Genomic DNA, 25,592 nt, shown 5'->3' on the forward strand with positions numbered 1-25,592 from the left:
GTGGTGGTGAGGAGGCCATGGCGTCGAAAAGACGAGGTGGCAACGGAGCAGGAATTTCGGCCCGCGACTTTCCGGTTTGCAGTCGTGCTGCCTTGCTCGACGTAATGGGAGACATCAATGACTTCGCCCGCAACTCTGCAAAAAAATGACCTGGTGCCAGAGATTGCAGCCAAGGCCCTGTGGATACGACGTCGCAGTTTCCAGATGGTCTATGAAGCGCAGATGGGGCACCCGGGCGGAGACTTCAGCGCGGCCGATATTCTGGCAACGCTCTATTTCGGGGTCATGCAGTTTACGCCGGACCGTCCGAACGACCCCGCGCGCGACCGCTTCGTGATGAGCAAGGGCCATTGCACAGGCGCTTTCTATTCGGTGCTGGCGGCCGCCGGATATTTCCCCGAGGCTGACCTCAAGACCTACATGGAGCCACTGAGCAAGCTGAACGGCCATCCCAATCGCAACTACCTGCCAGGCGTCGAAACCAATACCGGCCCACTTGGTCACGGACTGCCGGTGGCTACCGGCATCGCCATAGCCGGCCAGATAGACAATGCCGACTTTCGGACCTTTGTTCTCACCGGCGATGGTGAGTTGCAGGAAGGCAGCAATTGGGAATGCGCGCTGACCGCAGCCCACCGCAAGCTGGAGAATTTGACGCTCATTGTTGACCGCAACCGTCTGCAACAGGGGGCGCGGACCGAAGAAACGGCAACGCTGGACCCGTTGGACGATAAATGGCGGGCCTTCGGCTGGCATGTCGAAGTGGTTGACGGGCATGATCACGGCCAGCTGCTTGAGGTCCTGACCGCCTCGCCCAAGGGACGTGGCAAGCCGCTCTGCGTGATCGCCAATACATTCAAGGGCAAAGGCGTGAGCTACATGCACGACAACGTCGCCTGGCATCACGGCGTGCCAAACAAAGAACAATACGAACAAGCCATGGCGGAACTGGTCCAATGAGCGCTGCTGCATCCAAGAAAGAAGGCTATTTCGATTGCAGGGATAGCTTCGCCGCAACCATTGAAGCTTTGGCCGAGCGCGATCCGAGGATCGTGACGGTAGTGAGCGACAGCGTCGGCTCATCCAAGCTTGGCGGATTCAAGAAGAAATTCCCCGAGCGCATGGTCAATGTCGGCATTGCCGAACAGACCCTGGTTGCTGTCGGTGCAGGTCTGGCCAATGGCGGCAAGGTGCCCTTCGTGTCCGCGGCCTCCTGCTTCATCACCGGACGCGCCATGGAGCAGGTCAAGGCCGACATCGCCTACTCCAACGTCAATGTGAAGCTGATCGGCCAGTCGAGCGGCGTAGCGTACGGGGAACTGGGTCCGACTCATCACTCGATCGAAGATCTTGCCTGGCTGCGGCTTTTCAACAATCTCACCCTGATCGTACCGGCCGATCCCTGGCAGACCGAGCAGGCCATTCTGGCCGCGGCCGAGATGGATGGCCCGGTTTTCGTGCGTGTCAGCCGCATGCCCGTACCGGCCCTGGCGCGCGCAACCGGATCGAAGTTTGCAATCGGCAAGGCCGAGACACTGGTGGAGGGTTCGGATGCCACCATTATCGCCAATGGCACCATGGTCCATCGGGCCGTTGCCGCCGCTACGGCACTGAGGAGCGAGGGCATTTCTGCTCGTGTCGTCAACATGGCTACGGTCAATCCGCTGGACGAAGCGGCGATCGCTGCTGCTGCCGAGACGGGAGCAATCGTTACCATCGAGGAGCATTCGGTGCGTGGCGGTCTGGGTGGCGCGGTAGCGGAGATCATCGCCAGCACTAATCCCGTACCGATGCGCATCATGGGATTCCCCGGCTTCGTACCGACGGGTTCCGCAGAATGGCTGATGGAGCACTATGGCCTCACTGACGCTGGAATCGCTGCAGCCGTCAGACAGACCATTGCCCGCAAGAAATGACTGATCGTGAACTGATCCTCGCCATCGACCAGGGCACCACCAACACCAAGGCGCTGTTGGTTGACGCAACCGGTCGCGTCCACAGTCAGGCTTCGGTGCCCAATTTGGTCACCTATCCTCGGCCCGGCTGGGCAGAGCAGTCCGGCATTGATTTGATTGCCGGCGTCCAGACAGTGATTGCCGATGTCCTCGCCAAAGCCGGTGATGTTCCGATCATCGGCGTGGGCATTTCCAACCAGCGCGAGTCCATCCTTGTCTGGGATGCCGCCACCGGCGTGCCTGTTGGTCCTCTCGTGATCTGGCAATGCCGCCGCTCGGCCCCCAAATGCGAGGCCCTGCGCGCCGACGGTCATGCCGAAGCCATCGAAAGCCGGACCGGGCTTGCCCTGGACCCTCTCTTCCCCGCCGCCAAGATCACCTGGTTGCTGGACAATGTTCCTGGTGCACGGACGCGCGCCGAGAAAGGCGAATTGCGGGTAGGCACCGTGGATTCATGGCTGCTCTGGAACCTGACTGGCGGGACGGTGCACACCACCGATCACTCCAACGCATCCCGTACCCAGTTGTTCAACACCAAGACCCTGAGCTGGGACGAGGAGCTGTGCACCCTGTTCGACGTGCCAATGTCCATGCTGGCCGAGATAAAATCTTCCGATAGCCGCTTCGGCGCTACAGCCGAAGGCGCATGCGCCCTGCCCGCCGGGACGCCGATCCTTTCCATGATCGGGGATTCTCATGCGGCCCTGTTCGGCCATGGCGTGCGCGAGCCGGGCACGGTCAAGGGCACCTATGGCACTGGCACATCGCTGATGGCGCTGACCCCGGAACGCATCCGATCCACCCATGGCATCTCGAGCACCATTGCCTGGAGCCAGAACGGCAAGGCGCAATATGCGCTCGAAGGCAATATTTCCGTCTCGGGCCAGACCGCAGCCTTCGTCGCCGAATTGCTCGGCCTAGCCGATGCTGCGACCTTGTCTGCGCTCGCCGAAACTGTGCCGGACAGCAATGGCGTGACGTTCGTACCTGCTTTGGTCGGTCTGGGTGCGCCCTACTGGCGGTCTGATGCGCGCGGCACCATGACTGGCATGAGCCTTGGAACCAAGCCGGCGCACCTGGCGCGGGCCGCCCTTGAAGCCATCGCCTTCCAGGTTGCCGATGTTTATGCGGCTATGGAAGCTGATATGGGCTCGGCCCTGGGTGAACTGCGCGCCGATGGCGGCGCTTCGCGCAACCCATTGGTGATGCAATTTCAGTCCGACATTTTGGGCCGGCCGGTAGCGGCCGCTGCGGCCCCTGAAGTCAGTGCGCTCGGCGCCGCCGCCCTCGCCTTTTCGGCGCTCGGCACCGCCATGCCAGGCGTGCCGGCAGCCGACAAGTACGAGCCGAGCATGAGCGCGGCAGAATGCGCCAATCACCGCCAGCGCTGGGCGTCAGCCGTGACCCAGACATTGGCGACAAACAACAAGACGACGAGCTAGGAGGATCCCATGAGCACACCCCGTTTTGGCGCTGGTATCTGGCACTTCGCCACTTATCTTGATCGCTATGCCACCGATGGCTATGGCGTGCCGCGCAGTATCATCGAGGCCATCGACCTGGCTGGCCAGGTCAAGGACCTGTCGGTCGTCGACCTTAACTGGCCCTATTTCGGCGGTGAGTTTTCCGACGCCGAGATAAAGACCGCGCTTGAACGCAACAAGCTCGGTGCGATCGGCATCACGCCCGAGATCTACACCCGCGATTTCGTCAAGGGCGCTTTCACCAATCCCGATGCCGGCATCCGCCGCAAGGCGCATGAACTGGTGACCGCGGCCTGCGACGTGGTTCGCTTCCATAAGGCCGACTATGTCAAGCTCTGGCCCGGCCAGGACGGTTGGGATTATCCCTTCCAGGTTGACTATTCAACGCAATGGCAGCGTTCGCTGGATGGCGTTGGCCAACTGGCAAGCGAGAACCCGGACCTCAAATTCGTCATCGAATATAAGCCGCGCGAGCCGCGCGTGCGCATGAGCTTTGGTTCGGTCGCCCGCACCATTCTGGGCATCGAAAAGATCGGCCTGCCCAATATCGGCATCCTGCTCGATTTCGGCCACGCAATCATGGGCGGCGAATCCGCTGCCGACAGTGCGCAGCTGGCTATCGATTACGGTCGCCTGTTCGGCATGGACGTCAACGACAATTATCGCTCCTGGGACGACGATCTGGTGGCAGGCAGCCTCCATCCGATCGAACTCTTCGAGTTCTTCCACGTGCTCAAGAAGAACAAGTGGGAAGGCGTCTGGCAGCTCGACCAGTTCCCGTTCCGTGAGGACAGCGTCGCCACGGCGACCCACGCGATCGATTTCCTCAAGGCTGCGGCCAAGGGGCTGGATGCGCTGGACGAAGACGCTCTGCGAGAAGCTCAAAGCCGCCACGACGCCATCGGCGCCCTCAAGATCGCTCAGAAGGCGCTGTTCGGCGCGATGGGAGACTGAGAGCATGACAAATCTGCCGCGCGAAAAGCGTGCCCGCCTGATCCTCAATACCGATGCCAAGAACGAGGCGGACGATCAGTTCACCATCGTCCATGCGCTTCTGACGCCAACCTTCGATTTCCACGGCATCATCGCCGCCCATTTCGGCGACCACCGGTCCAAGACGGCCATGGAGGATAGCCGCAAGGAAATCGACCACCTGCTCGATCTGATGGACCTTTCCGGCCGCATTCCGGTGGCCAATGGCGCAGCCACCGCCCTGCCCGATGAGCAGACCCCCGTGCCATCCCCCGGCGCGCAGATGATCATCGACGAGGCCATGAAGGACGACGACCGGCCGCTCTACGTGGCCTTTCTCGGCCCCTTGACCGACATGGCATCAGCCTTGCTGATGGAGCCAAAGCTGAACGAGCGCAATGTCATCTGCGTCTGGATCGGCGGCGGCACCTGGCCGAGTGGTGGCCGTGAATTCAACCTTATGAACGACATCGCCTCGGCCAATGTCGTCATGCGCTCAAAAATCCAGGTCTGGCAGATCCCCTCCACGGTCTACCGCATGATGTCGGTCAGCTACGCCGAACTGCAGGAGCGTTGCGAGGACAAGGGCCCGATTGGCAAATATCTCGTCGATCAGCTCATCGACTGGAACCTGCGGGTGCACAAGGGCCCGATCGAGCATCGGTCGCTGGGCGACACCCCGTCGCTGTCCGTGATCCTCAACCCAATGGGCGGCACCTATGAATGGCGCCCTGCTCCCGAATTCAGCCCGCACATGCATTACGTCCACACCGGCCAGCACCGGCCGATCAAGGTCTATGACTCCATCGATATCCGCTACATCCTGGAAGACTTCTACGCCAAGCTCGCCCGTTTTCATCGCGGCGTACAGGATCTGGCCAATTTCGGTTAGTGAGCTCGATCAACCTGCCCGACTTGGCCCGCCGTTCCTGACGGCGGGCTTTTTTGTTGGGATGTTGTGAGTGTGTCATGGTGGTAGACGCGCCAGATCACTGCGCCGCTAGACCACAACACCCAATGCCCTGTGCGAATGATGAAACCGGCTCTGGCCTCAAGGGCCCCGCACGCGGTCAGACGGCCATCAATGCTGCGCTTGTCTCTTGAACCGGCCCCCGTCCATTTGAGCCCACCAAGGCGCCGCTGGTGGGCCATGATCCACGCCGTCCGCCCAACATGCCAAAGGCCGACGCTACTTTCGTAGCGCCGGCCTCGTCGGGAGATTCAAGTCTGACTAACGAGCTCGCTAGTCAGCCAGAGCAAACGTTTCGAGATCACCTGCATTGCTTTCGTCGATGAGCACGCAGTCCATGGAGATCTTTTCATCCATGCCGGTGGAGCCTTCCTTGAGGTACTTGTCGGCAAGCTCGACAGCCCACTGAGCCTGGCGGTAAGCGGGCTGCAGCACGGTGGCGTGGACCTTGCCGGCGAGGATGGCGTCGCGGACATCATTCGATCCGTCGAAACCCACCACGATCACGTCGTTGCGGCCAGCGGCCTCAAGCGCCGCGAGCGCGCCCATTGCCATGGTGTCGTTGCCGGCGATCACGCCCTTGATGTCCGGATTGGCCTGCAGGATGGATTCCATCTTGGTGAAGGCTTCCGTCTGGCTCCAGTTCGCCGACTGCTGGGCAACCATCACCATGTCTGGATACTGATCAATCACGTCATGGTAGCCTGCCGAACGGATTCCTGCATTGGTGTCGGATTCTTTGCCCACCAGCTCGACATAATTGCCGGTCTCGCCCATGGCCTCCACAAATGCCTCAGCGCCCAGAGTGGCACCCTGGTAATTGTTGGAAACAATCTGGGCCACGGCCACGCCGGTGGCATTGATCTCGCGGTCGATGAGGAAGGACGGGATGCCCGCATCCTTTGCCTTTTGCACCGCGGCGACGGACGCGTCAGCGCCGGCATTGTCGAGAATGATGGCCTTGGCGCCGGCGGCAATGGCGGAGTCGATCAACTCATTCTGCTTGTTGGCATCGTCATCATGCGAATAGACCTGGGTCGTATATCCCAGTTCTTCGGCTCTAGCCTTTGCACCTTCGGCCTCTGCCTTGAAGAAGGGGTTATCGTGGCTGGGCGTAATGATGACGATCAGATCCTGAGCCGCGGCGGGGAAAGCCATGGAAACACTGGCCATTGCGCCCAGTGCCAGCGCAGCGATCGTTCTTGCAAACTTCATTTTGGTCCTCCTTTAGAGCGTGTCGCTCTGGTTCCCGCAATCGCCTGCAACTTTCGGCTACTTTGTTTTATTTGCGGTTTCTAAGGAATAGCTTTGACATTTGCCAAAGTCAACGAAATGAGGCGTCCGCAGAGCACCGCTAGTTGCACTCGCTGGCAAGAGAGAAGCGTCTTTGCATCCTTCCTGGACGCAGAGACTTGCCGAAAATGGGGCTTATCAGCCGTTGCTAGCGGCGAGGCGCCGCTGCAGCTGATCCAGGACCACTGCCGCAATAATCACGAGCCCCTTGATAACCATCTGCCAGAATTCGGAAACGCCCATCATCACCAGACCGTCGCTCAGCACGCCGATGACAAAGGCACCGATTATTGTCCCCCCGATCAGGCCTCGCCCGCCTGAAAGTGAAGTGCCGCCCAGAACCGCCGCGGCGATGGCGTTGAGCTCGAAGGTTTCGCCGCTGGCTGGGTGGCTGGCGACAAGCTGGGAGGAAACGATGAGACCGACGACCGCGGCACAAAAGCCGGAAATCATGTAAACAGCGATTTTGATGCGGTCCACGCGCACGCCCGAGAGCGCCGCTGCCCGCTCGTTCCCCCCGACCGCGTAAACCTTACGGCCGAAAGGCGTGCGTTGCGCGACATAAGCCGCAACCAGCGCCAGCACCACGAGAATGACGATGGAGACTGGTATCCCCAGCACATTCCCCGAACCGATAATCGGATAGCCCTGATTGCCCAGCTCTTCCTTGCCAACCAGATTGGAGAAGGTCGCGCCACCTGAGAGCAGCAAGGCCGCGCCGCGCGCCACGTAGAGCGTGCCCAGGGTGGCGATGAACGGGGCGACCCCCAATTTGGTCACCAATAGCCCGTTAATGGCACCAATTGCGGTGCCCACCAGCAGGGCGATGCAAACCACCTCAAGGACATTGGGATAGATGATAATACCCAGCATGGGCAGTTGCAGACCATGGGCCAGCAACCCGCCTGCCACCATGCCGGTGAGACCGACAATGGACCCCACGGAAAGGTCGATGCCGCCTGTCAGAATGACATAGGTTATGCCGATGGCCAGGATTGCGTTGATCGCCACATGCTTGGAAATAATAATGGCATTGGCCACTGACACAAAATTTGGCGCCATCAATGCAAAGAACAAAGTCACCACGATTAGCGCGATGAACGTTCTAAGCTTGAGTAGCAGCAGCAAGACCGAGGTGTTGTCGGTGGAACCGGATTTGGCAGTGGCGGTCGCGTTGGACATGAAATCTCCTCAGGCAAAAGCCGGTTCGGTTTTGGGGGTTGAGGCGCGCACCAGCGCCTCGTCGGTCGCATCTTCGGCACGCAGATCCGCTGTAATCCGGCCATTGGCCATGACCAGTATCCGATCTGCCACCGCATGGGTCTCCTTGAGGTCCGAGGTGGAATAGACGATGCACAGGCCGCGGTCGGCGAGGTCGCGCATGGTGGAAAACACTTCGGCCTTGGCGCCGATATCGATGCCCCGACTGGGCTCATCGAGCAGGAGGACCCGCGGCTCGGTCAGCAGCGACTTGCCAATCACCACCTTCTGTTGGTTCCCGCCGGACAGCGAGGTGATCGGCGCGTCTACTCCAGCCGTCTTGATCCGCAACTGATCGATGATCTGCTGCAATAGTGGCGTCTCGGCGGCCTTGGAAATCGAGAAAAAACGCGTGAAACGGCGCAGACTGGCCAGACCCAGATTGCCGCCGACCGAGAGATTCTGGGCAAGGCCGTCCCGCTGGCGATCTTCCGGCACCAGGAGCAGCCCCGCCCTCATGCGGCGGTTCACCGAATGACCGTCCAGCGCCACCCCGTCTAATCGAATGGCCCCACGAGCACCCGAACGCAGCCCGTAAAGGCTCTCAAACAGCTCTGTCCGACCTGCCCCAAGAAGTCCGTAAATGGCGGTAATTTCACCGGGCCTGAAGGCGACAGAAATGTCATCGAGTGCCAGGCCGTGTCCACGCCCGGGCAAAGACAAGCGCTCGACCTCCAAGAGTACCGGCCCGGCTTCGATGGCTGGCGGTCGATTGGCCACGACCTGGTCCTTGCCCAGCATCTTTTCGATAATCCAGGGGATCGTTACGCCTTCGCGCTCCGCCGTTGCCGCCAGCTTGCCGTCCCGCAACACGGTGAAATGATCTCCGATGCGGATCAGCTCTTCGAGACGGTGCGAAATGTAGATGATTGCGACACCGGCGCGACGCAGTTCACCAATGACCTTGAACAGCACCTCCACCTCCGAGACCGAAAGTGCCGAAGTGGGTTCGTCCATGATGAGGATGCGAGCATCTTCTGCCAGCGCCTTGGCGATTTCCACGATCTGCTGTTCACCGATCATCAGGTCGCCGACAAGACCATCGGGGTCGATCTGGTGTTCGAGCCTGCCTATGAGTTCGGCCGCCTTCCGGCGCTGCGCTTCACGGTCGATGTGAAAGCCGGCCCTGGTGATGTCACGTCCAAGAAAGATGTTCTCGGTGACGCTGAGATTGGGGCAAAGATTGAGTTCCTGGAACACAATTCCGATGCCCTGCCGGGCCGCATCACGGATCGAATCGAAACTGACCTTCTGGCCGCCCATGGTCATTGTGCCGAGTGTGGGCTGTTCGACCCCGGCCAATATCTTCATCAGGGTCGACTTGCCCGCCCCGTTCTCGCCGATCAGCACATTGACCGCACCCGCGTGAACGTCGAAGTCAACGTCTTTCAGGGCCACCGTGCCGGGAAAGGCCTTTGTTATGCCGCGGGCGGAAAGAACAATTTCGCTCATGGCGAAGTCTTGTCCAGTTCAACCAGCGTGATCTGCAGCCGGTCCGCAGCGTTCGCGAGGCTGACCGCCCCGGTAAAGGCAACATTGTCCCCGACAGCAATATTTTCGGCCGCTGGCGAGATGGCCTGGAGCGCCAATGCCGTCAAAGCCTTGCCAGCATCGGCATATTCGAGCTGATTGGTGAAGTCCTGAAACGAGACGAATGGCAGGGCATCGCGAATGGCATTGCCGCGGATGACCGGACCGATCTGCAAGGCGACAGAATCTGGCAGACCCTCCACCTTGATATCCAGCGTTCCGGCCCGAGACTCGGTGTTCTTGGCGATGACTTGGCCCGTACCACTGACGATGAAGGCCCAGGGAGAGCCTTCTGCTGCGCGGTAGCCATACGCATTGCCGGCCGCTTCGAGGCTTTCGTGAACGGCGGGGATCACCTCTGCGACGGGACGAGCCGAGGCAGAAAAATGCGGCAGGACCTGATCGCTCCAGAGGTCTTCGGCATAAGCCTGGGCGTCAAACCCGGCCGGCGCGGCAGCCTCCTGGTCAGCGATCTGCACGATCTTGCAACCCGCCAGGGATGCAGCCATCAATGCAGCCGATGCAACAAGCACTCCCCTGCGACTGAGCATGCGCGGTGTTCCTCCCTCGCAATCACTTTTTGTGAATTATTGCGATTTCTGAGGTTTTGTATCATTTGACTGTTGGATGTCAATTCAGTTGAGGCGACTTGGCAGGCTCCGTTTGGGAATCGAACAGGGTAGCTGCATAAGCGAGTTTCGTGTGCAACGCTCAACCAAAGGGCCGCTGTTTGTGGCATGGCAAACCCCTTGTTCTGACTGGATTCGCTTGCAGCAGTTATGGCCGTGAGCCGAAAGCCCCGGCCCTGCCTTTCTCTACGCCACCCTTCAAACGGAGGGCGATCTGACGGATCAGGAATGGCACTGGTGGGGGCGTTGTTGCCGCCCGAGCGGGTCGACAGGCTCGGCCAGCCCTGGACAACCGGCGCTTTCTGAACGAAATCCTCTAAGTGTTGCTGGTTGGCTGCCCCTGACGCGAATGCACGAGCGCTATGGCAAGTGGAACCCGGTCTATGTCCGTTTCCGCCGCTTGGCCGAACAAGGGGTCTGGGACGCCTTGCTGGGAAAGCTGATCGAGCTCGGGCTCGCCGAATACTGGCACCAAATAATCGACAGCACCACGATGCGCGGCCAATCTCAGGCAGCGGGCGCAAACGTATGGCCCGCCCCGGTTGCAGGCGAAAATCGGGTGACAACCTGATCATTCTGCACAAGCGTATCCCGCATGTCGGCACGATGGCCGCCGCCAAGATGGAGATCCGCGCGTTCCGATCCTCATAAAGGGGCCGGGCAGCAAGATCACGTCCTTCCAAAAAGGTAGCCGCGCTGCCCACTGCGGCTACCAGAGCGGTCGCGTTCAGCGCTCCGACGCCGGAAATGCCTGTCAGCCGCCGGACCCGATCACCGGTCCGAGCCATGGTTGCGAACTGTGAAGACAATGACGTGGGACCCGATTTTGGGTCACTCGGCTGGGGAACTTCCCGGGGTAGCACTCACGGCGGACCGGATGCGCCGGAAGCATTCATGAGCGATATCGGCGGTTTGTTGCCGATGGCGCTGTGCTCTCTTTTTTTGCTCGGCGAGTTCTAAGCTGCACTATCCAATAGTCCAGCCTCGCACCAGCGAACATGCTCAAACAGCTAAATCATTGAAATTAAAGGGTTCTGGGCTGGGCATGTGTAGTCAAAACACCAATTGTGAGTTTCAAACCACCCAATGTGGCGAAAATCCAATTGACGCCGCTTTGTCACGAGCGTATTGGCGGCCTCAGGACATCTCGCCCTAACGCGAGACAATAGGCCTGGGAGGGCCGCTTGATATGGCTGATACGCCCCAAACCGCACCGGCGGTCAAACCGGCTAATCCAAATTTCTCGTCGGGTCCATGCTCCAAGCGTCCAGGTTGGACGATTGATGCGCTTGCCGGCGCGCTGACCGGCCGCTCGCACCGGGCCAAGCCCGCCAAGGCGCGCATCCAGCAGGCCATCGATCTCACCCGCGACCTGCTCGAAGTCCCCGCCGACTATCGCATCGGCATTGTTCCCGCCTCCGACACCGGCGCCGTGGAAATGTTCCTCTGGAGCGCCTTGGGCGCCCGCGGCGTCGACATGCTCGCCTGGGAAAGCTTCGGCGCCGGCTGGGTCACCGATGTGCAAAAGCAGCTCAAGCTCGACGATGTCCGCGTGCTCGACGCGCCCTATGGCGAATTGCCCGATCTGACCCAGGTCGATTTCAACCGCGATGTGGTCTTCACCTGGAACGGCACCACCTCGGGCGTCCGCGTCCCCAATGCCGACTGGATCCCCGCCGATCGCGAAGGCCTGACCATTTGCGACGCGACTTCGGCCGCCTTCGCGCAGAAACTCGATTTCGCCAAGCTCGACGTGGTCACCTTCTCCTGGCAGAAAGCGCTGGGCGGCGAGGCGGCGCACGGCGTACTGATCCTCTCGCCCCGCGCCGTCGAACGGCTCGAAACCTTTAAGCCCGACCGCCCGCTGCCCAAGATTTTCCGCCTGACCAAGGGCGGCAAGCTGATCGAAGGCATCTTCAAGGCCGAAACCATCAACACCGTCTCGATGATCTGCATCGAGGATGCGGTGGATGCCATGCAATGGGGTGTCGAGATCGGCGGTCTCAAGGCCATGCAGGCTCGCGCCGACGCCAATGCCAAAGTGCTGGCCGACTGGGTGGCAAAGACCGACTGGATCGACTTCCTGGCCAAGAACGAGAACGAGCGCTCCAACACCTCGGTGTGTCTGGTCATCTCCGATCCCGACATCAACGCGCTTGATGCCGACGCTCAGGCGGCCTTTGCCAAGGCCATTGTCGCCCGCCTCGACAAGGAAGGCGTGGCCTATGACATCGGCGGATACCGCGATGCGCCCACGGGTCTGCGGATCTGGACCGGCTCGACCGTCGAGGCCTCCGATCTCGAAAAGCTGACGCCGTGGCTCGATTGGGCTTTCGCCCAGGAGAAGGCCGCGCTCAAGGCTGCCGCCTAAGCCCTTACCGGCCCCGCAAGGCGGGGCCCTTTTTCCCCTTTTCATGGTGAAGCTGGGCGAAGCCCGCTCCCATCCAAATCAGGACTGCTCCAATGCCTAAAGTTCTCGTTTCCGACAAGCTGAGCCCCACCGCCGTCCAGATCTTCAAGGACAATGGCGTCGAGGTCGACTACCTGCCCGATCTGGGCAAGGACAAGGACAAGCTGTTCGAGGTCATCGGCCAGTATGATGGCCTGGCCATTCGCTCGGCCACCAAGGTCACCGAAAAGATCCTCTCGGCTGCCACCAATCTCAAGGTCATCGGCCGCGCCGGCATCGGTGTCGACAATGTCGATATTCCGGCTGCCACCAAGAAGGGCATCATCGTGATGAACACGCCCTTCGGCAATTCCATCACCACGGCCGAGCATGCCATTGCCATGATGATGGCGCTGGCCCGTCAGCTTCCCGAGGCCGACGCCTCGACCCGCGCCTCCAAGTGGGAAAAGAACCGCTTCATGGGCGTGGAGGTCACCCACAAGACGCTGGGTTTGATCGGTGCAGGCAATATCGGCTCGATCGTGGCCGACCGCGCCCAGGGCCTCAAGATGAAGGTGATTGCCTATGACCCGTTCCTGACCCCTGAACGCGCTGTGGAACTGGGCGTGGAAAAGGTCGAACTCAACGACCTGCTCGCCCGTGCCGACTTCATCACCCTCCATACCCCGCTGATCGACGCCACCCGCAACATCCTGAATGCCGAAACCCTGAGCAAGACCAAGAAGGGTGTGCGGATCATCAATTGCGCCCGCGGCGGTCTGATCGATGAAGCAGCGCTCTTTGAAGCACTCAAGTCCGGCCAGGTCGCCGGCGCTGCATTGGACGTGTTTCTTGAAGAGCCGGCTCAGAACAATCCGTTGTTCGAACTGCCCAACGTCATCTGCACACCCCATCTTGGCGCGGCGACAACCGAGGCGCAGGAAAACGTTGCGCTGCAGGTGGCCGAGCAGATTTCGGCCTATCTGATGACCGGCGAGATCACCAATGCGCTCAACTTCCCGTCCATCTCGGCCGAGGAGGCCCCGATCATCACCCCCTGGGTCAAGCTCGCCGAGGCCCTGGGCTCCTTTGCCGGCCAGCTTACCGAAACCGCCATTTCGGGCATCAAGCTCGAATTCGAAGGCACTCCGGCTGGTCTGAACACCCGCCCCATGGTGGCTGCTGCAATCAACGGCGTCTTGAAGCCCTCGCTGGGCGACATCAACATGGTTTCGGCCCCCCAGATCGCCAAGGACCGTGGCATTGTGGTGGAAACCACAAATCGCGACCAGCAGGGCGCCTATGAGGGCTACATCCGCCTGACGGTGACCACCGAACGTCAGACCCGCGGTGTCGCTGGCACCCTGTTTGCCAATGGCAAGCCGCGCATCATCCAGGTCAAGGACATCAACATGGAAGCGGAAGTCACCCCGCACATGCTCTATGTCACCAATGAGGACAAGCCGGGCCATATCGGCCGCCTGGGCACCATTCTGGGCACGCTCGGGATCAACATCGCCAACTTCAACCTCGGCCGCGCCGAAGTGGGTGGCGACGCCATTGCCCTGGTTTCCATCGACGGCACCCTGAACGACGCCCAGCTCGACCAGATCGCCAAGCTCGAAGGCGTCAAACAGGCCAAAGCGCTCAAGTTCTGAGCTGGTAGAAGCGATGCGATTTGAAGGCGGCCTCCGGGCCGCCTTTTATTTTACCCGTCGCGCTGCCCATTCGGCCAGCAGGATGCCGCTGACGATGATGGCGGCGGCAACAAAGTGGTAGGCCTGCAGCGTCTCGCCCAGAATGATCACCGAACCCAATGTCCCGAACACCGGGATGAGGTTGTGGCTCGGCGCCGCGCGATTGGCGCCGACCATTTCGACGCCGCGGGCATAAGCCACCTGGCTGAACATGGACGGAAAGATCGCTACATAGGCGATAACCGCCCAGACCACCGGCGGCGCCGAGGTGAGCGTGGCCACCTGCCCCAACCCGCCTTGGGAAAACGCCAGCATGACAACGGACGTGATTGCCGCGCCCGAAAAGCTGACGGCCATGAAGCTCAAGATGTGCATTTTCGGGCGGAAGCGCAGCGCCAGCGTGTAGCTGGTATAGGCCAGGCAGGCGAGCATGACGAAACCGTCGCCCGCATTGATGTCGAGCGTCAGGATGCGCATGAGGTCGCCATGCGTGGCGGTCAGTACCACCCCGGTGATGGCCAGCAAGACCCCCAGGATCTGGATGAACTGTGCCCGCACCCGGAAAATGATGAAATTGGCCCCCAGGATCAGCATCGGCAGCGAGCCCTGCTCGATTGCCGAATTGACCGCCGTAGTTGTCTGCAGCCCGAGATAGAGAAAGCCGTTGAACAGCGCATAGCCGACCGCGCCATAGGCCATCAGTACCGGCCAGTGCCGGCGCACCACGCCCCAGTCACCCTTGAGGTGAGGCCAGGCGAAGGGCAGGATGAAACTGGTGGCCAGAACGCAACGGCTGGCCAGCAGCAGGAACGGGTCGATTTGCCCCACCGTCAGCTTGGCCGCCACCACATTGCCCCCCCAAAACAGGGGTGCCAGGACCAGCAGCAGATAGGGTTGTTCCAGAACGCGGGCGAAAAAGCCGCTACTTTGCTGTGGTTGCGGCTTTGTCATCGTCGCCCGGGTGATGTATGGACAATCGGACTTATCAGTTATTCGGCCATAATCAAACCCGACAAAGGTGGCCGGGGGGACGTCACGTCCAATCATCGTGGGGACCGACGCGTCGTGTGCGGTCCCGTTTGTGTGCCTGCTTTGGGGAAGACTGAATATGGCGAATGTGGTTGTCGTCGGCTCGCAATGGGGCGACGAGGGCAAGGGCAAGATCGTGGACTGGCTTTCGGAGCGCGCCGACGTCGTGGTGCGCTTCCATGGTGGCCACAATGCCGGCCATACGCTGGTCATTGACGGGGTCAGCTACAAGCTGGCGCTGCTGCCCTCCGGTCTGGTGCAAGGCAAGCTTTCGGTCATCGGCAATGGCGTGGTGGTGGACCCGCACCACTTTGTCGAGGAAATGGCCAAGCTGCGCGCCCAGGGTGTCAATATCACCCCTGAAGTGCTGCGCGTGGCCGACAATGCCCCGCTGATTCTCTCGCTGCACCGCGAACTCGACGGCATTCGCGAAGACGCCAATTCCGGCCTCAAGATCGGCACCACCCGCCGCGGCATCGGTCCAGCCTATGAGGACAAGGTGGGCCGCCGCGCCATCCGTCTTGTTGATCTGAGCGAACCCGATACGCTCATGCCCAAGATCGAGCGCCTCCTGACGCATCACAATGCGCTGCGCCGGGGCATGGGTCTGACCGAGATCTCGGCCGACACCATCCATGAAGAGCTGACCACCATCGCGGCCGAAATCCTGCCTTTCATGGATCAGGTCTGGCGCGTGCTGGACCAGAAGCGCCGCGAGGGTGCACGTATCCTGTTCGAAGGCGCGCAGGGCGCCCTGCTCGACAATGACCACGGCACCTACCCCTTCGTCACCTCGTCCAATACCGTGGCCGGACAGGCCGCCGCAGGTTCGGGCCTTGGTCCCACGGCCATCGACTATGTGCTGGGGATCACCAAGGCCTATACCACCCGCGTGGGCGAGGGCCCCTTCCCGTGCGAACTCGATGATGAAATTGGCAAGCACCTGGCCGTGGTCGGGCGCGAAGTCGGCGTCAATACCGGGCGGCCGCGCCGCTGCGGCTGGTTCGACGCGGTTCTGGTGCGCCAGACCGTCAAGACCTCGGGTATCACCGGCATCGCCCTGACCAAGCTCGACGTGCTCGACGGCCTCAAGGAGATCAAGGTCTGTGTCGGCTATGAGCTGGACGGATCACGCATTGATTATCTGCCTGCCTCAATGGGGGCACAGGCGCGGGTTAAGCCGATTTACGAGACGCTCGAAGGGTGGTCCGAAACCACCGCGGGTGCACGAAGCTGGGCCGAATTGCCGGCCCAAGCGGTCAAATATGTCCGCTATATCGAGGAACTGATCGGTGCCCCTGTCGCCCTGTTATCCACCAGTCCGGAACGTGCAGACACCATCTTGGTCGTTGACCCATTCCAAGACTGACAAATTTTGCTAAAAGACTGCGCTGTCAGAGTGAGTACCAAGTAGCCAATGGCGGATTACAAGGAGCTGTTGCGTCGGGCTATCTCGGCGCTGCCGGAGAATAACGGGGCCGCGCGTCGCGCGGTCTATGAAAAGGCGCGTTCGGCCCTTGTCGGGCAATTGCGCGCCATCCAGCCGCCTCTTCCGGCACGCGATATCACCCAGCATCGCCTGCAACTTGAAGATTGCATTCGCCAGGTCGAACAGGAAGCCAGCGAGGCCGTTATCAGCCTCGGGCGCGATGGCCCTCTGGCTGCGCGCCCGGCTACACCCCAGCCGCGCACGGCACCCGCCGCGCCGGCTGAACCCGAGGTCGAGGCAGAGGACGAGCCCGAAGCTGAACCTGAGCCTGAGCCGGAAGCTCAATCCGCAATCGCGCCAGAAGCCGAACCGGAAGAGGCGGACGCACCATCGCCTGAAGACGTGGCCGCTGCTCTGGGCGGCGCCGCTGCGCCAGTTGCCGAACCGGCTCACGACCCCAATGCCGATGCTGCTGAGGAACTGCCGGTCGCAACCGAGCCCGCAGAAGAACCTGAGCCCAAGCCGACATCGGCCAAGTCCCCATCGATCGAAGACATTATCGCCCAGGCCGCTGAAACCGGCGGCACGACAGTTTCGCGTAACGCGGACACCGGGCTCGACGACAAGGCGCCGGCGGCCGAAAAGCCGGAAACGCCCGTCGAGCCGGAACGGCCCGGCAAGACCTTTTCCTTCTCACGCCGCGACGCTGTGACCAGCGAGACTGCCAGCAAGGGCAACGCGATCACCCCGTCGTCGCTCGCGCCGCGCGTAGAGCCCGTCATGGGCAGCACCGCACTTGCCAGCCAGCCGGGCCGCGCCGCATCGGTTCTGATCGATCCGCCTTTGCCCGTCGACCCGGCACTTTCCAGCGTGCGCGAAGTCGAGGTGGAACAGGATGATGCCCGCGCCGCCGAGGGAGCCATCGAGCGGGCCATCGAAACCCTGGATCGTGAGGCGCGCGGCGAGGCAACGCCGTCCCAGCCGCATCCGGCAGAGGCAAGTCTGTCTGCCGAGGAACCAGGCCAGGATAGCGATTCCAGTTTTGCCCCGGCGGATGCGGAGCGACGCACCGGGACCGGGCTGACCATTTTCCTGATTGTCTTCGCCCTGCTGCTGGCCGGTGTCGGCGGAGCCGGGTTCTGGGCATGGCGCGAGGGCTATGTCGATCTCGACCAGATGTTCGGGCGCACCCAGACGGCGGCCGTGCAACCCGAGATCACCGAGCAGCCCACCGGCCTGACCATGGACAACACGCCCGCCGAACCGGCCAATACGGATGAAAGCGCATCGGGGCCGGGCAATACCGCAACCACCTCAGCCACCGAGCCGACCAGTGCACTCGAGGCTGGTGACGAAGAGCGCCTCGAACCGACGCCAGAACCGGTCACCCCGACCGGCGATGAAACCGTCCTGCCATCGCTTGGCAATGGCGAGGTCAAGACCGAAGAGCGCCTGTCTGGCGAAGACACCACAATCGCCGCAACGGAGGATCCGGCCGCCACCGTCGATCCCGCCGAACTGGCAGGCAATCAGTCGCTCCTGCTCGAAGCATCGACTGGCGGACAGGCCAGCACGGTACCCTTCTCGGGTACGGTGGAATGGACCCAGGGCACGGACGAGATTGGCCAGCCCACGCTGGTTGCCGAAGCCAGCATTCCGGCGCGCAACATGAGCGTCTCAATCCTTATTCGCAAGAATATCGATCCCAGCCTGCCGGCCAGCCACCTGATGGAAATCAGCTTTGACATCCCCGACACCTTTATCGGCGGATCGATTGCAACCTTGGCCGGCGTGTTGCTCAAGAATGAGGAACTGGTGCCAGGCACAGCACTGGCCGGGGCTGCCGCGCGTATTGTGGGCAACACCTTCCTGTTCGCCCTCAGCGCCGCACCGGACGATCTGACTGCCAATACCGGCCTGCTCGATACACAGCGCTGGATGGATCTCGCGATTGTCTATGGCACCGGCCGCAACGCCATCCTCACCCTGGAAAAGGATGAAGAAGCGCAGGCCCTGTTCGACACCGTTCTCGCCGCCTGGGAAGAGTAGAACGCGCTAGACGCGCTCCAACCGGCCCGCGACGATCCGGTAATGCGCGCTTGCGAGCGCCGCAATGTCATCGGCATGGTGGCTGACCAGAACGGTGTGCCAGTTGTGCCGGCGCGTCAGTGCGCCAACCAGTTCCCGCGTGGTGCGGCGCGTCTCATCGTCCAGCGCCGAAAACGGTTCATCGAGAAGCAGCACGGGCCGATCGCGCAGCAGCGTCCGCGCCAGTGCGACGCGCTGCTTTTGTCCGCCTGACAGATTGGCAGCCTGCTTGGTATCGAACCCGGCCAGACCGACTTCGGCCAGGGCTTGGGCAACCAGCTGTTGCCCGGTGGGTTTCGGCGTACCACGCGGCAGGCCCAGGGCCGCATTTTCCTCCGCGCTGAGATGCTCAAACAGATTGTCTGCCTGCAACAGCAGGGATACGGGCCGCGCTTCGGGTGGGAGCGACAACAGGTCTTCTCCATCCAGCGTCAGCATACCACTCACCGGCGCAATGAAGCCGGCCAGGAGATCGAGCAGCGTCGACTTGCCCGAGCCGCTGGCCCCGGAAATCGCTGTCACCTCACCCGGCTGGGCCTCCAGGCTGAAATGATAGGGCTCCTCCTGCCCCGGATGGGCAAAGACCAGATCATCGGCGCGAAGCATGCGAAATCCTTTCAATCAGGCGCGGCAGGCCGACAAAGGCAACGATGGTGAAGATCAACAGTAAAGCTGCGATTGCCGCCGCATCATTGGATTTGTACGACCCGAGAGCCCGGTACATCATCAGCGGCAAGGTCTGGAAATCCTGAGTGCCGAACAAGGCAATGACCCCCAGATCGCCCAGCGAGAAACAGAAGGCCAGCGCCAGCATCAGCCCGATATCGCGCCCAAGCAGCGGATATTCGATGCTGATGAACTGCGTCCAGCCCGACAGGCCCAGCGAGCGGATCAGCTTGCCCCGCGTCCGTATGATCGCATCCAGCGGTGGCCCGAGCGTAGCAATGGCAAAGGGCAGGGACAGCAGGCTATTGGCGATGACCACCACCACGGGCGCGGCCGTGCCGACCGGCACACCCGTGGTGCGGACCAGAAGGAAGAACCCCAGCGACAGGACCACCGCGGGCACCGCCAGATAGGCAAAGGCCGGAATGCCGAGCATCACGCGCGCGCCCTGCCGATACGCCGCGCTGCGGCCAAGTGCCAGCATCAAGGCCAGGGCGAGCGTCAACAGCGCCGAACTGGCCCCGATGATGATACTGGTCCCGGTCGCCCGCCAGAAACCGGCCTGGCCCAGCACCCTAAGCAAGCCACTCGTCAATCCGTCATAGAGCACCGAGAGCAAGGGCAGGGCAAAGCCGATGGCACCCAAAACCAGCACGGCCCATTGCAGCACGCGCACCGGGGCGCTGTCGCGCCAGCGCGGCTGGGTGGAACGACTGAGGGCCGAAGGCACCGGGGTGAAGGCCGAGGCCAGTAGAATGACAAGTGAACAAACGCCAATCTGCGTCAGCGCCAGACGCACCGCCCCGACCAGGTCGAAATCGAGCCGCACGGCCGTGTAGATGGCGACTTCCAGCGTCTGGTTCGCTGGCCCGCCGCCCAGCAGCAACACGATGGGAAAGCTGGTAAAGGCCAGAAGGAAGATGATGGCGCCCAGTCCCGGCAGGCTGCCCCGCAGCGCCGGCCAGTCAATCAAGGCAAAACGCTGCCAGGCCGACAGGCCCAGCGACTGCCCCATCTTGAGCCGGCTTTGCGGGATGGCGTCGAGCCGCGCCAGCAGAATGCGTCCGGCAAAGGCCCCATCGAGAATGACATGGGCCAGCAGGATGCCCGAAAGGCCATAGGCCGGACTTTCAAAGCCAATGCCGAACAGGACTTCGCTCGCCTGGTTGATCCAGCCATTGCGCCCCCAGATCGAGAGCAGGCCGAACGCCACCACCATGCCCGGAGTGACTATGGCGGCCGCAAACAGACCCACCACCAGATCGCGCCCCGCAAAGCGCAACCTGTTGAGCGCCCAAGCCAGCGCCGTGCCTACCAGCAGCGACAGCACCATGGTCAGCCCCGCCTGCAGCGCCGTCATGCGCAACAGGTGCGCAATATCCACGCGCGAGCCGCCCGATGCATCGGTCGCCGCATTCAGAATGGCCCAGAGCACGGCCGCAATCAGCACGGCAATGATCAGGGTCAGCGCGGTCGCAGCGGCGACGCGCATGGGCCGATGGGGAAGGGTCAGCATGGCCGCTGGTCCTTCCAAGCGCGCAATGCAGTACCTCCCCCTTGACGGGGGCGGTTGGGAGGGGGGGCTTCACAAGCACCCGGCCTGTGGCTCCCCCCTCCCCAACCCTCCCCGCGAGGGGGAGGGTCTGCCTCCGTGTCCGTTGCAAGCATGGCGCCTACTGCACGGCCGCCAGCATTTCGTCGATCCACGCGGCCAAATTGGCGGTAATCTCCGCTTCATCGAGGGTCAGCGTCTTTTCCGGCTGCGGCAGGCCCTGGAACGCGGGGTCGAGTTCTGCTTCCAGATCAACCACCGGGAACATCCAGTTGGTGGTTGGGATGTTCGCCTGGCCCTCCTTGGAGGTCAGGAAGGCCAGGAAATCACGCGCCAGATCCTGCTGGTCGGAGGACTTCAGGATCCCCGCCACCTCGATCTGCGGGAAATGGCCTTCGGAGAACATTGCCGCCTTGATCGTGTGATCGTCCGCATCGAAGATGTGGTACGCAGGCGAGGTCGTGTAGGAAAGCACCATGTCCGCCTCCCCGTCGAGGAACAGCGCATAGCTCTCGCTCCAATCACGGGTGATGGTGAGGATATGTGGGGCAAGCCCCTCCCATATTTCCGGCGCCCGATCACCATAGGCAGCCTTGACCCAGAGCAGCAGGCCCAGGCCCGGCGTGGCCGAACGCGGATCCTGGATAGCGATCTTAATATCGTCATCTAGCGCGATCAGCTCTTCGAATGAGGACGGCGGCGCGTCCATGGTGTCAGTGTCCCACATGAACGCGAAATGCGAATAATCGAACGGTACGAATTGCGCATCGGTCCACTCGCCCGGCAGGGACAGATGGCTCATGTCGAGGCCATGATCGGCAAATAGCCCGGTTGCCCGTGCTTCTCCGGCAATAGCAGTGTCGAGCCCGAGGATCATGTCGGCCTCGGTGCTGTCACCTTCAAGCTGCACCCTGCGCAGCGTGCCGATCGAAGAGTCGGCGGCCACCCAGTTGAGGGTGCATCCGCAGGTCGCCTCGAAGCCTTCCTTCAGGGGAACGCCTGGTCCCCATTCAGAGGCAAAACCGTCATAGGTGTAGATGGTGAGGACAGGCTTGTCCTGTGCATGCGCCGTGCCGGACAGTCCGGCAAGAAGGACCGCAAGCGCCAGTGAGGAGGCTTTGACCATATCGGTCTCCCTTCAGGTGGTGTGCGGCCATGGGTGAAGGGATGTGTCAATGGTAAAGGACGCGCGAAGGCACCCCTTGCCATCTCGAACTTCCTCCGCCAGCATGACCTGGTTCAGGTTCTATGGGTAACTCTCAGCTCCGGCAGCAACCGGAACACCCCAGCGAGACGATGCGGACCTTATTGAGAGTGAACCCAGAGTGCAATCCCCCATTCCATCAACCGAAAAAACCCTGCTCGAATTTGACCGCCCGCTCGCCATTGTCGGCGGCGGCACCGTGGATTCAGGGCTGTTGCACGAGCTTGCGGCGCGCGATGTCGCCCTGATCGGAGCCGATGGCGGCGGTAATGCCATTGGAGCGGCCGGCCTGGTCCCCGAGGCCATTCTGGGCGATCTTGATTCGCTCGAGGATCGCGCTGCGTGGGAGAAACGCACGCGCGTCATCCACATCCCCGAGCAGATCACCACCGATTTCCAGAAAGCGCTCTATTCCACTTCGGCGCCGGTGACCCTGGCGCTGGGCATGACCGGCAAACGCCTCGATCACACCCTGGCGGCCCTTGGCGCCCTGCTCGAAGTCGCTCCGCATCGCCATGTGCTTCTGGTCGATGAAACCGATGTGGCGCTGGCCGTTTCGGGACCGTTTGCATTCGACGCAGCGGCCAGGGAACGCATTTCGGTGCATCCGCTGGTGCCGATTGTCTTCGAGCGGACCCGAGGCCTCTTTTACCCGATTGACGATTTGCTGCTCGATCCGGCCGGTCGGCTGGGCACATCCAACCAAGGCACCGGCGGGCGCGTCGAGATCGTGCCAAAGGACAACACGCCCTGGCTGCTGATCCTGGGCCGGGAACGCCTGTGGGATCTGGTGGAGACCTGCCTGAATGCAGGCTAGACGGCTTCGCCCAACCGGAACTGCAGCTTGGCGAGTTCAGCGTAGCGGCCGCCCTTGGCCACCAGCTCGTCATGCGTACCCTGGTCGATGATCCTGCCGCCATCGAGCACCAGGATTGTGTCCGCATCACGGATGGTGGCCAGGCGATGGGCGATGACCAGCGTCGTGCGCCCTGCCATCAGGTGCTCCAGCGCCAATTGCACCAATTGTTCGGATCGCGCATCCAGCGCTGATGTTGCCTCGTCCAGCAGCAGGATGGGCGCATTCTTGAGAATGGCGCGGGCAATGGCGAGACGCTGCTTCTGTCCGCCGGAGAGCATGACGCCGCGCTCGCCCACCACCGTGTCATAGCCCCTTGGCAGATCCGCTACGAAATCGTCCACCAGCGCCGCCTTGGCCGCCGCCGCCACCTCATCCATGCTGGCATCGGGTTTTCCGAACAGGATGTTCTCGGCAATCGTGCCGGCAAAAATGATGGGCTCCTGCTCGACATAGGCGAAGCGTTGCCGCAGATCGGCCAGCCGAACATCGCGAATATCGACCCCGTCGACGGCAATCGTGCCGCCGGTCACGTCATAAAAGCGCTGCAAGAGGGAAAGCATGGTCGACTTGCCCGAGCCAGAGGCACCGACCAGCGCCACTGTGCGGCCCTTGCCCACGGCAAAGCTGACATTGTCGAGGACCTTCTCGCCCGTCGCGCCGTCATAGGAAAAACTCACCCTGTCGAAGGTGACGGTGCCAAGGGCCGGATCGGGCAGCGCCACGGGGCGAACCGGATCGGTGATTTCCGCCTTGGTATCGAGAATCTCCACCAGCCGCTCGGTCGAACCTGCAACTGTCTGCAACGAACCCAGCACTTCCGAGACATTGGTCAGTGCGCCCGATGCCATCAGCGCATAGACCAGGAACTGGGCCAATTGCCCGGCCGAGACCGAACCCTCGAACACCGCGCGGGCGCCCCACCACACCAGGCCCACCAGCGCCGCCGTGCCCAGAAAGATCACCATGGCCACAAGGAAGGCCCGGGCGCTGAGCCGCCGGACCTCGGCCCGATAGCTAGCCTCGCTGCGCGCATCATAATGCGCGGCCTGTCCGGCCTCCTGGGTAAAGGACTTCACGGTGCGGTTGGCGCCCAGCATCTCGGTCGCCATGGCCGAAAGGTCGGCCAGTGCATCCTGGGTTATGCGCGACATACCGCGCAACCGTCGCGAATAGATCATCACCGGGGTGAGGATCAGGGGAAGCGCCACCACTACGGCCAGCGTCAGTACCGGACTGGTCAGGATCATCATGATCAGCGCGCCGGCAATGGTCACCAGCGAACGCAGGGCCAGCGACAGGTTGGACCCCACGGCGCTGCGGATCACGCTGACATCACCATTGAGACGGCTGGTCAACTCGCCCACCCGATGGGTGTCGAAGTAGCGGGACTCCAGCGTGAGCAGTTGCGCAAAGACCGCTTGCCGCAGGTCGGCGACTACGCGCTCGCCAATCAGCGAGATGAAATAATAGCGGGCGCCGCTGGCCACCGCCATGATCGCGGCAATCCCGATGATCAGCCAGCCATAGCGGCCTACCATGTCCAGGTTCTGGGTGATGAAGCCCTCATCGATCGCCCCGCCCAGCACAGCCGGAATGGCGAGTGAGGAAATGGCCGAAACCAGGAGGAAGAGCACGGTCAGGCCCAGGCGCACTGGGTACCGCAGCAGAAAGGGCAGCAGCCGGCGCAGTGGCTTGAGTTGACGGGGCGCCGCCTTCACCTCTGAGACGAGCTTTTCGGGGTCTGTCTCTGAGGAAATGGCCTGATCTGTCATGGCTGAAACGCGCCGTTCTTGCTATTGGATCGGCCAGCGCCGAGGACCGCCCCCATATAGGGGCTGGCCCGACGGCCCGCAACCGCGCCGGGCAAAGCCATAGTGCCGCGCCGCTTGTGTCGAACAACCGATTCTGTGGTCTTGCAGAACCCGCGCTTCTGCGCTAGGAAGCCGCCCAACACCAGTTTGATGCTCTCCGGGCGCTGCGGCGCCCGTTTGATTTGAGGCAAGGCCATGAAGACCGACATCCACCCTGACTACCACACCATCAACGTGGTCATGACCGACGGCACCACCTACCAGACCCGCTCGACCTGGGGCAAGGAAGGCGACACGCTGCAGCTCGACATCGACCCCAAGACCCACCCCGCCTGGACCGGTGGTTCGGGCCAGCTGATGGATCGTGGCGGTCGTGTTTCGCGCTTCAAGGAGCGCTTCAAGGGCCTTGGCATCTAAGCCAACCCGAACCTTTTTCCCGCAAAGCCCGGCCATCGCGCCGGGCTTTGTGCTGTCTGGAGCCACGCCATGTTCATCCTGTCGCTAACCTACATCGCCCCCATGAACGAGGTGGACGCCCATATCGAGCCGCACCTGGCCTGGGTCGCCGGTGGCTACGACAGTGGCGCCTTCCTCGCGTCAGGCCGCAAGGAGCCGCGCACCGGCGGGGTCATCATGGCACTGGGAGAACGCAGCCAGCTCGAAACTCTTGTCGCTTCCGACCCCTTCGTTCTCGCCGGCGTGGCTGAATATGAGATCACCCAGGTGCAACTGAGCCGAACGGTCCCAGGTCTGGAACCGCTCAAGGGGTAATTCT

At 62.0% G+C, this 25,592-nt stretch carries 21 protein-coding genes, 2 pseudogenes and 1 riboswitch; of the genes and pseudogenes, 13 read left to right on the top strand and 10 right to left on the bottom strand.

Annotated elements, in window-relative coordinates; translation table 11 throughout:
* Positions 1-117: 117 nt before the first annotated feature.
* The 5 genes from GO014_RS13065 to GO014_RS13085 are packed head-to-tail and all read left to right on the top strand — an operon-like array spanning position 118 to position 5,303.
* Positions 118-960 carry a transketolase gene (locus tag GO014_RS13065; protein ID WP_157290772.1) on the top strand — a complete coding sequence of 281 codons (843 nt, stop codon included), beginning with the start codon at positions 118-120 and terminating at the stop codon, positions 958-960.
* A complete protein-coding gene (locus GO014_RS13070) occupies positions 957-1,916 on the top strand; it encodes a transketolase family protein (protein WP_157290773.1) in 960 nt (319 codons plus the stop codon). Before GO014_RS13065 ends, GO014_RS13070 begins: the two co-directional genes overlap by 4 nt.
* Positions 1,913-3,397, top strand: a complete 1,485-nt coding sequence (locus GO014_RS13075; protein WP_157290774.1) for an FGGY family carbohydrate kinase — start codon at positions 1,913-1,915, stop codon at positions 3,395-3,397. Before GO014_RS13070 ends, GO014_RS13075 begins: the two co-directional genes overlap by 4 nt.
* A gap of 9 nt (positions 3,398-3,406) precedes the next feature.
* Positions 3,407-4,393, top strand: a complete 987-nt coding sequence (locus tag GO014_RS13080) for a sugar phosphate isomerase/epimerase family protein (RefSeq protein ID WP_157290775.1) — start codon at positions 3,407-3,409, stop codon at positions 4,391-4,393.
* 4 nt (positions 4,394-4,397) lie between these two features.
* Positions 4,398-5,303 carry a nucleoside hydrolase gene (locus tag GO014_RS13085; protein WP_157290776.1) on the top strand — a complete coding sequence of 302 codons (906 nt, stop codon included), beginning with the start codon at positions 4,398-4,400 and terminating at the stop codon, positions 5,301-5,303.
* A gap of 351 nt (positions 5,304-5,654) precedes the next feature.
* Here the strand turns inward: GO014_RS13085 and GO014_RS13090 are convergent, their stop codons facing one another.
* The 4 genes from GO014_RS13090 to GO014_RS13105 all read right to left on the bottom strand — a co-directional run bounded on the left by GO014_RS13090 (position 5,655) and on the right by GO014_RS13105 (position 9,973).
* The gene (locus GO014_RS13090; protein ID WP_157290777.1) at positions 5,655-6,596 is read right to left on the bottom strand and encodes a D-ribose ABC transporter substrate-binding protein; all 942 of its coding nucleotides are present in this window, start codon (positions 6,594-6,596) and stop codon (positions 5,655-5,657) included.
* Positions 6,597-6,812: 216 nt separating this feature from the next.
* On the bottom strand, positions 6,813-7,856 hold the full coding sequence (locus tag GO014_RS13095) for an ABC transporter permease (RefSeq protein ID WP_116589518.1): 1,044 nt from the start codon (positions 7,854-7,856) through the stop codon (positions 6,813-6,815).
* Positions 7,857-7,865: 9 nt separating this feature from the next.
* On the bottom strand, positions 7,866-9,386 hold the full coding sequence (locus tag GO014_RS13100) for a sugar ABC transporter ATP-binding protein (RefSeq protein ID WP_157290778.1): 1,521 nt from the start codon (positions 9,384-9,386) through the stop codon (positions 7,866-7,868).
* Entirely contained in the window at positions 9,383-9,973 is a 591-nt protein-coding gene (locus GO014_RS13105) for a DUF2291 family protein (protein WP_179952971.1), read from the bottom strand. The genes GO014_RS13100 and GO014_RS13105 overlap by 4 nt, the downstream gene beginning before the upstream one ends.
* 334 nt (positions 9,974-10,307) lie before the next feature.
* Here GO014_RS13105 and GO014_RS19650 point away from each other — a divergent pair.
* Positions 10,308-10,616, top strand: a pseudogene (locus GO014_RS19650) (transposase); the annotation flags it as partial.
* A 136-nt stretch (positions 10,617-10,752) separates the two neighbouring features.
* Here GO014_RS19650 and GO014_RS19190 read toward each other — a convergent pair.
* Positions 10,753-10,905 (bottom strand): annotated as a pseudogene (locus tag GO014_RS19190) (IS110 family transposase); the annotation flags it as partial.
* A gap of 377 nt (positions 10,906-11,282) precedes the next feature.
* Between GO014_RS19190 and GO014_RS13115 the strand changes: the two are divergent.
* Complete coding sequence (locus tag GO014_RS13115) at positions 11,283-12,464, top strand: phosphoserine transaminase (RefSeq protein WP_157290781.1); 1,182 nt, start codon at positions 11,283-11,285, stop codon at positions 12,462-12,464.
* Positions 12,465-12,556: 92 nt separating this feature from the next.
* Positions 12,557-14,140 carry a phosphoglycerate dehydrogenase gene (serA, locus tag GO014_RS13120; protein ID WP_157290782.1) on the top strand — a complete coding sequence of 528 codons (1,584 nt, stop codon included), beginning with the start codon at positions 12,557-12,559 and terminating at the stop codon, positions 14,138-14,140.
* A 45-nt stretch (positions 14,141-14,185) separates the two neighbouring features.
* Here the strand turns inward: serA and GO014_RS13125 are convergent, their stop codons facing one another.
* Positions 14,186-15,130 (bottom strand): DMT family transporter, encoded by a 945-nt coding sequence (locus tag GO014_RS13125; RefSeq protein WP_179952972.1) that lies wholly within the window; start codon positions 15,128-15,130, stop codon positions 14,186-14,188.
* A 157-nt stretch (positions 15,131-15,287) separates the two neighbouring features.
* Here GO014_RS13125 and GO014_RS13130 point away from each other — a divergent pair, with 157 nt between their 5' ends.
* Complete coding sequence (locus GO014_RS13130; protein WP_157290784.1) at positions 15,288-16,577, top strand: adenylosuccinate synthase; 1,290 nt, start codon at positions 15,288-15,290, stop codon at positions 16,575-16,577.
* A gap of 48 nt (positions 16,578-16,625) precedes the next feature.
* The gene (locus GO014_RS13135; protein ID WP_157290785.1) at positions 16,626-18,686 is read left to right on the top strand and encodes a hypothetical protein; all 2,061 of its coding nucleotides are present in this window, start codon (positions 16,626-16,628) and stop codon (positions 18,684-18,686) included.
* A gap of 6 nt (positions 18,687-18,692) precedes the next feature.
* Here GO014_RS13135 and GO014_RS13140 read toward each other — a convergent pair whose 3' ends face one another.
* The 3 genes from GO014_RS13140 to thiB form a co-directional block, all read right to left on the bottom strand.
* The gene (locus tag GO014_RS13140; RefSeq protein WP_157290786.1) at positions 18,693-19,331 is read right to left on the bottom strand and encodes an ATP-binding cassette domain-containing protein; all 639 of its coding nucleotides are present in this window, start codon (positions 19,329-19,331) and stop codon (positions 18,693-18,695) included.
* Positions 19,315-20,907 (bottom strand): ABC transporter permease family protein, encoded by a 1,593-nt coding sequence (locus GO014_RS13145; protein ID WP_157290787.1) that lies wholly within the window; start codon positions 20,905-20,907, stop codon positions 19,315-19,317. Before GO014_RS13145 ends, GO014_RS13140 begins: the two co-directional genes overlap by 17 nt.
* A gap of 157 nt (positions 20,908-21,064) precedes the next feature.
* A complete protein-coding gene (thiB, locus tag GO014_RS13150; protein ID WP_157290788.1) occupies positions 21,065-22,069 on the bottom strand; it encodes a thiamine ABC transporter substrate binding subunit in 1,005 nt (334 codons plus the stop codon).
* A gap of 73 nt (positions 22,070-22,142) precedes the next feature.
* Positions 22,143-22,241, bottom strand: a riboswitch (TPP riboswitch).
* 27 nt (positions 22,242-22,268) lie between these two features.
* On the opposite strand from thiB, the gene GO014_RS13155 reads away from it, so the two are divergent.
* A complete protein-coding gene (locus GO014_RS13155; RefSeq protein WP_157290789.1) occupies positions 22,269-22,964 on the top strand; it encodes a thiamine diphosphokinase in 696 nt (231 codons plus the stop codon).
* Here the strand turns inward: GO014_RS13155 and GO014_RS13160 are convergent.
* A complete protein-coding gene (locus tag GO014_RS13160; RefSeq protein WP_157290790.1) occupies positions 22,961-24,778 on the bottom strand; it encodes an ABC transporter ATP-binding protein in 1,818 nt (605 codons plus the stop codon). The two genes, GO014_RS13155 and GO014_RS13160, sit on opposite strands and share 4 nt — an antisense overlap.
* Positions 24,779-25,012: 234 nt before the next feature.
* On the opposite strand from GO014_RS13160, the gene rpmE reads away from it, so the two are divergent.
* Positions 25,013-25,234, top strand: coding sequence for a 50S ribosomal protein L31 (gene rpmE, locus GO014_RS13165; protein WP_104893184.1), 222 nt, complete (start codon positions 25,013-25,015; stop codon positions 25,232-25,234).
* Positions 25,235-25,303: 69 nt separating this feature from the next.
* The gene (locus tag GO014_RS13170) at positions 25,304-25,588 is read left to right on the top strand and encodes a YciI family protein (protein WP_157290791.1); all 285 of its coding nucleotides are present in this window, start codon (positions 25,304-25,306) and stop codon (positions 25,586-25,588) included.
* The last annotated feature ends 4 nt before the right edge of the window (positions 25,589-25,592 follow it).

The organism is Devosia marina (assembly GCF_009758415.1).
Taxonomy (GTDB): domain Bacteria; phylum Pseudomonadota; class Alphaproteobacteria; order Rhizobiales; family Devosiaceae; genus Devosia; species Devosia marina.

What these genes read in the sequence shown, in the direction of transcription:
- GO014_RS13160 (WP_157290790.1), bottom strand. Translation starts at nt 24,778, where the DNA reads ATGACAGATCAGGCCATTTCCTCAGAGACAGACCCCGAAAAGCTCGTC.
- GO014_RS13145 (WP_157290787.1), bottom strand. Translation starts at nt 20,907, where the DNA reads ATGCTGACCCTTCCCCATCGGCCCATGCGCGTCGCCGCTGCGACCGCG.
- GO014_RS13090 (WP_157290777.1), bottom strand. Translation starts at nt 6,596, where the DNA reads ATGAAGTTTGCAAGAACGATCGCTGCGCTGGCACTGGGCGCAATGGCC.
- GO014_RS13080 (WP_157290775.1), top strand. Translation starts at nt 3,407, where the DNA reads ATGAGCACACCCCGTTTTGGCGCTGGTATCTGGCACTTCGCCACTTAT.
- GO014_RS13085 (WP_157290776.1), top strand. Translation starts at nt 4,398, where the DNA reads ATGACAAATCTGCCGCGCGAAAAGCGTGCCCGCCTGATCCTCAATACC.
- thiB (WP_157290788.1), bottom strand. Translation starts at nt 22,069, where the DNA reads ATGGTCAAAGCCTCCTCACTGGCGCTTGCGGTCCTTCTTGCCGGACTG.
- GO014_RS13095 (WP_116589518.1), bottom strand. Translation starts at nt 7,856, where the DNA reads ATGTCCAACGCGACCGCCACTGCCAAATCCGGTTCCACCGACAACACC.
- GO014_RS13130 (WP_157290784.1), top strand. Translation starts at nt 15,288, where the DNA reads ATGGCGAATGTGGTTGTCGTCGGCTCGCAATGGGGCGACGAGGGCAAG.
- GO014_RS13100 (WP_157290778.1), bottom strand. Translation starts at nt 9,386, where the DNA reads ATGAGCGAAATTGTTCTTTCCGCCCGCGGCATAACAAAGGCCTTTCCC.
- GO014_RS13105 (WP_179952971.1), bottom strand. Translation starts at nt 9,973, where the DNA reads ATGGCTGCATCCCTGGCGGGTTGCAAGATCGTGCAGATCGCTGACCAG.
- GO014_RS13135 (WP_157290785.1), top strand. Translation starts at nt 16,626, where the DNA reads ATGGCGGATTACAAGGAGCTGTTGCGTCGGGCTATCTCGGCGCTGCCG.
- GO014_RS13070 (WP_157290773.1), top strand. Translation starts at nt 957, where the DNA reads ATGAGCGCTGCTGCATCCAAGAAAGAAGGCTATTTCGATTGCAGGGAT.
- serA (WP_157290782.1), top strand. Translation starts at nt 12,557, where the DNA reads ATGCCTAAAGTTCTCGTTTCCGACAAGCTGAGCCCCACCGCCGTCCAG.
- GO014_RS13140 (WP_157290786.1), bottom strand. Translation starts at nt 19,331, where the DNA reads ATGCTTCGCGCCGATGATCTGGTCTTTGCCCATCCGGGGCAGGAGGAG.
- GO014_RS13125 (WP_179952972.1), bottom strand. Translation starts at nt 15,130, where the DNA reads ATGACAAAGCCGCAACCACAGCAAAGTAGCGGCTTTTTCGCCCGCGTT.
- GO014_RS13065 (WP_157290772.1), top strand. Translation starts at nt 118, where the DNA reads ATGACTTCGCCCGCAACTCTGCAAAAAAATGACCTGGTGCCAGAGATT.
- GO014_RS13170 (WP_157290791.1), top strand. Translation starts at nt 25,304, where the DNA reads ATGTTCATCCTGTCGCTAACCTACATCGCCCCCATGAACGAGGTGGAC.
- GO014_RS13115 (WP_157290781.1), top strand. Translation starts at nt 11,283, where the DNA reads ATGGCTGATACGCCCCAAACCGCACCGGCGGTCAAACCGGCTAATCCA.
- rpmE (WP_104893184.1), top strand. Translation starts at nt 25,013, where the DNA reads ATGAAGACCGACATCCACCCTGACTACCACACCATCAACGTGGTCATG.
- GO014_RS13075 (WP_157290774.1), top strand. Translation starts at nt 1,913, where the DNA reads ATGACTGATCGTGAACTGATCCTCGCCATCGACCAGGGCACCACCAAC.